The 8,882-nt window shown below is 57.6% G+C and carries 4 protein-coding genes; 1 reads left to right on the forward strand and 3 read right to left on the reverse strand.

Translation table 11 applies throughout. The features are described 5' to 3' along the window. Positions 1-21: 21 nt before the first annotated feature. Positions 22-4,071 carry a M6 family metalloprotease domain-containing protein gene (locus WCO56_07075; GenBank protein MEI7729316.1) on the forward strand — a complete coding sequence of 1,350 codons (4,050 nt, stop codon included), beginning with the start codon at positions 22-24 and terminating at the stop codon, positions 4,069-4,071. Between the two features lie 26 nt (positions 4,072-4,097). Here WCO56_07075 and WCO56_07080 read toward each other — a convergent pair whose 3' ends face one another. From WCO56_07080 to WCO56_07090, 3 genes are all read right to left on the reverse strand, one after another. Next, complete coding sequence (locus WCO56_07080; GenBank protein ID MEI7729317.1) at positions 4,098-5,807, reverse strand: CotH kinase family protein; 1,710 nt, start codon at positions 5,805-5,807, stop codon at positions 4,098-4,100. Beyond that, on the reverse strand, positions 5,804-6,832 hold the full coding sequence (locus WCO56_07085) for a PDDEXK nuclease domain-containing protein (GenBank protein ID MEI7729318.1): 1,029 nt from the start codon (positions 6,830-6,832) through the stop codon (positions 5,804-5,806). Before WCO56_07085 ends, WCO56_07080 begins: the two co-directional genes overlap by 4 nt. Positions 6,833-6,947: 115 nt before the next feature. Beyond that, positions 6,948-8,456 (reverse strand): amino acid permease, encoded by a 1,509-nt coding sequence (locus WCO56_07090; protein MEI7729319.1) that lies wholly within the window; start codon positions 8,454-8,456, stop codon positions 6,948-6,950. Positions 8,457-8,882: the final 426 nt, after the last annotated feature.

Consider the following 8,882-nt stretch of genomic DNA (forward strand, 5'->3'; position numbering starts at 1 on the left):
CGCTTTAAAATGCCATTACTCATGAAGAAAATGTCTTCCAAAAGACCGGCTTCCGGTTTATGGACGCTCCTGGCCTTTGTGCTGCTTTCATTTAGCATCTTGGCGGCGCCGTTTGCCAAGCTGTTCACCTTTACTCAACCGGATGGTACCCGCATAGAATTATCCGGCAAGGGGGATGAGTTTTATGCCGTTTTTGAAACGGTGAATGGTTATACCGCGATCTATGATCCGGCGGTGCGTGCCCATTGTTACGCCAAGCTGACGGATGACAAATCCGATTTGGTTTCCTCCGGGGTACAGGTGCATCAGGCACAGGGGCAGGACTTGGGATTGGTGCAGCATTTGCGCGCCCCCAGGGCCACCGTCCAAAAAAAGGCGGCCGCTCGTCATAAAATCTGGGACGATGCCACGCAAGTCTCGCAGCGCTGGCAGGATTTGAAGGCCTCCGCACATGCAGCCGAAGCCGCAACGGCCAGCGGGATACAAAACTCGCCGCCCGCGAATCCGACCATCGGGAACTATGTGGGTTTGACCCTGCTGATTGATTTCAGCGACCAAGTCGGGACCATCACCCCGACCAATGTCTGGGATTTCTGTAACGGGACTAATTTCACGATGTATGGCAATCGGAGTTCCGTAAAAAAATACTATCAGGACGTTTCCAACAACCGGCTGACCTATTCCAACATGGTCACCTTGTATGTGCGCGCGCCCCAACCCAAGACCTATTATGATGACGGCACCAAAGACGCCGGAACGCAAGCGCGTTTATTGCTGGGCGACGTCATCACGGCCATGCAAGCCCTGCCTAATTTTAACACGGATTTTGTGCCTTTATTTGCCTCATTGAGCACCAATAGTTCTGGTAATGTTAGAGCTTTTAATGTGTTTTACGCCGGCTCGGTCTCTTCCGGTTGGTCTCTGGGTTTGTGGCCGCATTCTTGGAGCCTGGCTGCTCCGGTGGCGTTGTATGCCGGCGGGCCAAAGGTTTACAACTATGAAATAACCGACATGGGATCCAGCCTGGCCATTGGCACTTTTTGTCATGAAAACGGGCACATGCTCTGCGGTTTTCCCGACATCTATGATTATGACGGGAGTTCCGTAGGTGGGGCAGGCATGTTCTGTCTCATGAACAACGGTAATTGGGGTAATGGTGGCTTGGATCCAGTTCAGGTGTGTGCCTATCTGAAAACGGCGGCGGGATGGGCGAACATCAGTAACATCAACAACACCAGTATGTTGACAGGAGTTTTAACGTCGGCTATGGGAACGAATTTTAATTTCTTTTATCGCTATCAAAAGCCGGGTGTTGCCACGGAGTACTTTCTGTTGGAAAACCGGCAAAAGGCCGTTCATGATTCATATATCCCAGCCAATGGTGGCATAGCGATCTGGCATATTGATGAGTTGGGGGATAAAAATAACGAGAGTTTGACGCCCAACACCTCCCATTTGAACTATGAGGTCACCCTTGTACAAGCGGACAATCTTTGGGATTTTGAAAATAATGTAAATAGTGGAGAAACCGAGGACCTGTACTTCCTCGGCAATACTGCGTCTGGCTATGCCAACCAGTTTAGCGATAGCACCGCTCCGAACGCGCACTGGTGGGATGGGACCAATTCAAACCTGTTGTTGCGCAATTTTTCCCTGAGTGGAACGACGATGACCTTCGGCATCGGGGCCGACCCCACGCCGCCCATCATTACCGTCCAACCGCAAAGTCTGGCTGTCATCGTGGGGCAAAGCGCGACCTTCAATGTCGTCGCCACTGGCGCGTTGCCGATGTATTACCAATGGTATTTCAACGGCGCGCCCATCACGAATTCCAACAACTCCACTTATACCATCGCTTCCGCCCAGGTAACCAATTCCGGCACCTACTATGTGGTGATTACCAATGCCTTGGGCAAGGCGACCAGTTCCAATGCCTTGCTTACCGTGTTTTCCCTGGCGATCGCAGTGGATGCCACCAACCTCGTCTGGACCACCGGGGGTGATGCCTACTGGTTCCCGGAAACCAGCACGACGTTTGATGGTGTGAATGCCGACCAAAGTGGAAAGATTGGCGATGGGCAGCAGAGTTGGATTGAAACCACCGTGGTCGGGCCGGCCACCCTGAGCTTCTATTGCAAAGTTTCCTCGGAACTCGGGTTTGATAAACTGCAATTCTACACCAATGGCGCGCCTTATCCCAACAACGGCGCGCCGCCCTACCCGCAGTTTGAAATTTCCGGGGAAATTGACTGGCACCAACGCACGTTCGCGCTGGCGCCGGGAACCAATGTGTTGCGCTGGCGTTATATCAAGGATGGCAGCGGCGCCAGCGGCACGGATGCGGCGTGGCTGGACCAAGTCCAAGTGGCGGTTCCCACCCCCCCGCAGATTACCAGTGTGTTGACCAATCAATCGGTCATTATCGGCAGCAACGCGACCTTTAGTGTGACCGCGACCGGCACTGCACCCTTGCTTTATCAATGGTACTACAACGGCGCGCCCATTGGGTATTCCAACGGGCTGTCCATTGCCAATACGTTTGGCGCGGCATTTGGAGGGGTCGCGGCGCTTGGCATTGCCAACGCGCAACCGGCCGATGCGAAGAACTATTACGTTGTGGTCACCAATCTCTATGGCAGCGCCACCAGCAGTATAGCCACGTTGACGGTGATTCCGCTATTACCCTTGGCGGTGGCGGTGAATAACCCGGGTTTGGCGGTGGCCACCGGGGGGGACGCCCCGTGGCTGGGATTGCCGACCATCACCCATGATGGCGTGGCGGCGGCGCAAAGCGGTTTCATTGGAGACGCCATGCAATCCTGGATGGAAATAACGGTGGTGGGCCCGAGCCACATCGGGTTCTGGTGGAAGGTCTCCTCGGAAACCAACACTGATTATTTGGAGTTCACCCTCAATGGCGTGCGCACCAACCTCATCTCCGGCGAAGTGGACTGGACCCGGGTGGGCTATGATGTCCCTGCTGGTACCAACGTAGTGCGCTGGAACTACGTTAAGAATGGCAGTGTGAGCGCCGGGCAGGATGCCGGGTGGGTGGACCAGATTTTGATTGGCCGTCCGCCCGTCGTGGTGCAGAACCCGCCATCACGCCTCACGGTCCCGTTGCATGGCGGCACCAATTTGAGCGTCACGGTGAGCGGCGACCTGCCGATGCAGTATCAATGGTATCTGGATGCGACGGCGCTCGCCCACGCTACCAACACGCAATTAAGCCTCGCCCAGGTGCAGTATGTTCAAAGTGGACCTTATTCGCTGGTGATCTCGAATACCTATGGGGTGGTGACCAGCACGCCGGCGCGCCTGCTCATCCTGCCCCCCGGCCAGATCCATACCAACACGGCGAGTGTGGCCGGAACCATCACGATTCCGAGTGCGGGTCCCGCGTCGGTTTATCCGTTTACCAACCTGATTGCGGGGGTCACGGGCAGCGTTCAACAAGTGACGCTCACCGTGAGTAATTTGACGCATCCCTACCCGGCGGATTTACAGATGTTGTTGGTCAGCCCGACCGGGCAGGCGGTCCTGTTCCTGGCGGGCGGGTCCAACGGCGCGCCGGTTGCGGGAGCGACCTTGACCTTTGATGACACGGCGGCCACCGGGGTGCCGGCGCAAAGCGCGATTACCAGCGGAGTGTATCGGCCAACGGTGATCGGGCTGGTGCCGGCCTTGCCGGCCCCAGCGCCCACGAATGGGTACGCCACCAATTTGGCGGCGTTTACGGGGAGCGACCCCAATGGCGTGTGGAGTTTGTTCATCAATGCTGGCAGCACCAATGGGGCGGCCGCTGGCAGCGTGGCTGGCTGGAGTTTGAACTTCGTGACGCAACCGGCGGTGATCCCGCCGGCGATCTTCCCGCCGGCGATCACCAGCGGGCAGATATTATTCAGCCTGCGGCCCGAGGTGGGCAAAACGGTATATATTGAATACAAGGACAACCTGCAACAGACGCTCTGGCAGGCGTTGACCAACTTCCCGGGGGACGGCAACCTGCACACCATCAGCAACCTGACCAGCGGTGCGAGCGGACGGTTCTATCGCATGTACCTGCAATAAAGGCACCGTGCCCTTTAAAAACCCGGCTACGGCCACTGGTAAATATCGGCCGCGATTTTGCCGCTGACCTTGTCGCCCGGGGTCATGCCGGCCTCGCGCAGTTCCAAGGTTCCCAGCACCATGCTGGCGAATTTGATGTCGAGTTGCAGCAGCCGGCCTTCGAGCAGGAAACCCGCGCAGCCAAAACCATCCAGTTGGTTGGTGACACCGGGTTTGAAGAACTCGGGCTGGATGACGAAAACGGGGACTTGCGCCTTCGCGCCAAGCCAATCCATCGCCACCAAAGTAATGGCCGGACACCCCGCATTACGCGGGTCGGTGGCGGGGCCGACCAGCACGTTCACATTGGCGTAATTATGCTCGGTCCCGTTTAATTCCAACCGCATCCGCCCCCGGGGTTTGGAAGGAGACGGTTCATCCGGCCAAGTGGCTGTGAACGTGGCGCGTAGTTCCCCGACCTTCTCCAGACAGGCGGTCGCTTTGGGGGGAATCGGCCACTCAGGCGCCGGGGCGAGAAGCTCCCGTTCCAGCTCGGAACGGCGCGACCGGATAAACGCACGCACCGTGGCCAGACCGGCCTGAAAATGCTCGGACCGCACATGATTGTGGCTTCTGACCATGGCTTCGAGGCGCGTCACTTCCGCCAGCAGTTCACTTTCATTCCAAGTGGTCTTGAGCACCTCGCGCAGCCGCTGCCGATAGCGCTCCCGCATTCCGGGCAGATGATACAGCCGGTAAGGCAAGATCATCCCCGCCTTGACTGACTCCGGCGTTTTGACTCGCGCAAACGGGTCGGGATCACCCAGCGTCGAATCCGCGCCCCAGGGAATGAATACGAATTTTTTGGTATCGGGTTTGCGGTAGATCAGGAAGTTGTTGCCGCCATTGGAATACGAGTCCCAATGGCCGATGAGTGTCTCCATGGCCCAATAGGTCAGGTATTCTTCGACATCCAACAGCGGATCGAGTTGGGCAAGCAGGTGCGCGTCGTCGCTTTGCAACGCCTGGACCACGCTCTCCAGATCGCCGCGATCCGGACTGCTCTTATGGTTCTTGCGTTCAAAGGTTTTCACCCAATTGGTGCGGAAATCACTCACCTGACCTTCATATAAATTACCGCTGTGGTTGCTAAAATTACGATCGAGGAAGTCCTCTTCCACCGCTTCCACATGCGAATAAATCCCCAGGTCTTTGCCGTTCACGGTCACCCAGGCGAGATTGCAGCGCGGGGTGGGCACCCCGGCCCGGGCGAAGAGACGGTACGACAACACTTGATGCACCAGCGAAGGATCTTGCAGATTGTTGTTAAGCGACAGTCGGCGCAACCCGGCGAAGCGGCCTTTTTTGTCAAAGGCGTCGAACCGGACACTCAGCGCGGGACGCTGGAGACTGGCGGACCCGAGAAAGGCGCGCTTGCGCAATCCGACCTGGCCGGCGTCCACGCCATTGATGGTTACGGTCGCCCGATAGACGGTGTAGGGTTTGGGCTCCGGGTGCTCAAACCGCGTGGGTCCCAGGGCAGCCAGTAGCTCGTGATGCTCCAGCCGCAAATGGTTCCAATCCTGCGTCGCCATCTGAATGCGGACTTCCAACAACCGGCCCGCGTCAAACAGTGCGGCGCTGGGATCACCCGTTGGCCGGGCGGTCGGCGTTTCCACGGCGGCACTGCCCGGCCTGACCGCAAGCAGCCATGCGCCGAGCATGGTCGCCACTCCTCCAGGCAGATACACTTTCATGGTGCCGCCTCCAGCAGTTTGATGATTTGCGCGGGGCCTGGCAACTCACCTTGGAGTTCTCGAGGCAGGCGTTTGACGGTGTGGTAGGTAGCCACGCCGATGGGTTTGCGGGCGTCGCGCAAGGCGTATTCCACGATGGTGCGGTTCTTTTCCTTGCACAAAATGATGCCAATGGCGGGGTTCTCGCCCTCCAGCCGCACTTGGGTATCGAGGGCCGCGAGGTAGAATTGCATCTTGCCCACGAATTCAGGCTCGAACTCGCCGATTTTAAGATCCACCGCGACCAGGCACTTGAGCCGACGGTGAAAGAAAAGCAGGTCAATGAAGTATTCCTTGGACGCGACTTCGAGACGGAACTGGCTGCCGACAAAGGCAAACCAGCCGCCCATGGCCCGGAGGAAATCCTCGATGCGGGCAATGAGGGCGCGTTCGAGTTCCCGCTCATTGTGTTCGCCGCCCATCTCCAGGAAATCAAAGGTGTACTCGTCTTTGACGGCCAGCTTGGCTTGGGCGCGGAGTTCGGGCGTGAGGGTGCGATCAAAATTGGTCTGGCCGAGGAGGGTTTTTTCGTAGCTCTGGTTTTCGATCTGGTGGATGAGCACGGCCTTGGTCCAGCCGAACTTGCGGGCCATACGGAGGTAAAACTCGCGTTCGAGAGGGTCTTTGCAACGGGCCATGATGACCAAGTTCTTGGCCCAACTGATTTCTCCAACCAATGGTTGGAGTTTTGTGTCTGCCCGGTAAGTCACATAAAACTGCCGTGCAGACCACAGGTTTTGTACCGAAAATCCCTTGACACCAGGAAACTCCTGTTGCAGGTCGGTGGCGAGCTTTTCCACCACGCTTTTCCCCCAAGATGTCTCGCGTTGACGTTCAATGATCAACCGCCCGATATCCCAGTACATGGCCACCAGCTCCAGGTTTACCGCCCGGAGGGCCTCATATTGGGCAGAGCGAACTCGTTCTTTGATTTCGGCAAATAATACCGCGTAATCCTCAGGCAAACGTTGTTTGATTTCTTTCATGCGCCCAACTCCTAAAAATTCTGTTGAATGGTTTTTGCCACGCTGGCGGCTTCCCAGAGGTCGGTTTCAGATCGGGCAAGATTTTCCATGGAAAAATCGGGTTGCCACCGCGCGATCAGCCCGGCAGTTTCCCATTCCCATTGCGGGCGAGGCGGCTGTGGCGGATGCCGTAGCTGAAATAGAGAATCATGCCGATGGCCATCCAGACGATGAGCCGGGCCCAAGTGTCGCGCGGCAGGCCATACATCAGGCACAGGCAGAAGCCGGCGCCGAGGGGCGAGATCAGCCAGAAGAGCGGCGTGCGGAACGGACGGGGAATATCGGGATCGGTAAACCGCAGCACAAAAATACCGATGCACACAATGGCAAACGCCAGCAGCGTGCCGATGGAGACCAGTTCCCCGAGCAGGCCGATGGGGAAAAGGCCCGCCGTAAGCATGGCGACAATGCCAGTGAGGATCGTGGCCAGCCAGGGCGTGCGGAATTTGGGATGCACCGCGCTGAAAATCGGCGGCAAGAGACCGTCCTTGGACATGGTGTAGAAGATGCGCGGCTGCCCGAGCATCATCACCAGGATCACCGAGGACAATCCGGCGATGGCGCCAATCTTGATGATCGGGCGCAACCAGGCCACCGATTGTCCCAGGGAATCAATCGCCACGGCAATCGGGTCCGGCACATTCAGTTGCGTGTATTTGATAATCCCCGTCAGCACCAGCGCCACCGCAATGTAGAGAATCGTGCAGATGGCGAGCGACGCCAGAATGCCGATGGGCATGTCGCGTTGCGCATTGCGGGCCTCTTGCGCGGCGGTCGAGACGGCGTCGAACCCGATGTACGCGAAGAAAATCACGCCGGCGGCGCGCAGCACGCCGCCCCAGCCAAATTGGCCATCCCCCAGCGAGGGTGGCACAAACGGTTGCCAATTCGCCTTGTTAATGTAGGCGATGCCCACGCCGATGAATGCCAGGATCACCACCATTTTTATCCCGACAATGATATTGTTGAACGTGGCCGATTCCTTGATGCCGACCACCAGCAGCACGGTGATCACCGCCACGATGAGCATGGCGGGGACATTGAGCACCGCGCCGGTGCTGGTCCAACCCTCGGTGAACAATCGCCAGATGTTCCAGCCGGCATCCGTGGGCGCGACGTGGTTGTACGGCGCGGACGTGAACGCCGCGGGAATCACGATGCCAAGGTCTTTCAAAAACGACACGACGTACCCTGACCAACCGACGGCCACGGTGGAGGCGGCAAACATGTACTCGAGGATCAAGTCCCACCCGATGATCCAGGCGATGAACTCTCCCAGCGTGGCGTACCCGTAGGTATAGGCGGAACCGGAAATCGGGATCATCGCGGCAAATTCGGCGTAGCACAGGCCGGCGAACGCGCACGCCAGACCGGCCAGGATGAAGGAGAAGACGATGGCAGGGCCGGCGTATTTGGCGGCCGCCTGGCCGGTGAGCACAAAGATGCCCGCGCCAATCACCGCCCCGATGCCAAGGGCGGTCAGGTTGACCGGGCCAAGGGCACGGTGGAGGCGGTTATCCTCGAGCACCTCGGCTTGCAGATCAGCCACGCTTCGCCGGCGGAATAGCTGTTTTAATTTTTCCATGCGTCAGCGCGGGTTCGCCGTGCCTGACACAGGCATTGCCTGGCGAAGTCCGCTGTGGGGAGAATTAATGCGATACTCGCCCCGGGAAGTCAAGGTTGGGCTCGGACGGGCGGGCAAAAAACGCAATGAGGCAGAAGGCAAAATGAGGAATGACAGCCGCAAAAGCGCGCCAAAACAAAGGCCATGGCAAAAATATTTTCTGGCATAAAAATTATGAACGGACGATGGAAGCCGGAAGATAGAAGCTGGGAGTTTGGAGTTGGAATCCGAGAAATCGCCAAACAGACGAATGGGAAAGATTCTTCGCTGTTTTCGGTGGAATGGGTTATTCTCTCGGCGCCTTAACTGTTTCAGTCATCCCCAACGGGGATCTGGACTTTGGCAAAAGTCAGAGGTGGGCAGGAGTCCTTTTCAAGGGTTCGGCAT

Source organism: Verrucomicrobiota bacterium (genome assembly GCA_037139415.1).
Lineage (GTDB): Bacteria > Verrucomicrobiota > Verrucomicrobiia > Limisphaerales > Fontisphaeraceae > JBAXGN01.

Coding starts and splice junctions, on each gene's coding strand:
- WCO56_07085 (MEI7729318.1), bottom strand. CDS start 6,832: ATGAAAGAAATCAAACAACGTTTGCCTGAGGATTACGCGGTATTATTT.
- WCO56_07080 (MEI7729317.1), bottom strand. CDS start 5,807: ATGAAAGTGTATCTGCCTGGAGGAGTGGCGACCATGCTCGGCGCATGG.
- WCO56_07090 (MEI7729319.1), bottom strand. CDS start 8,456: ATGGAAAAATTAAAACAGCTATTCCGCCGGCGAAGCGTGGCTGATCTG.
- WCO56_07075 (MEI7729316.1), top strand. CDS start 22: ATGAAGAAAATGTCTTCCAAAAGACCGGCTTCCGGTTTATGGACGCTC.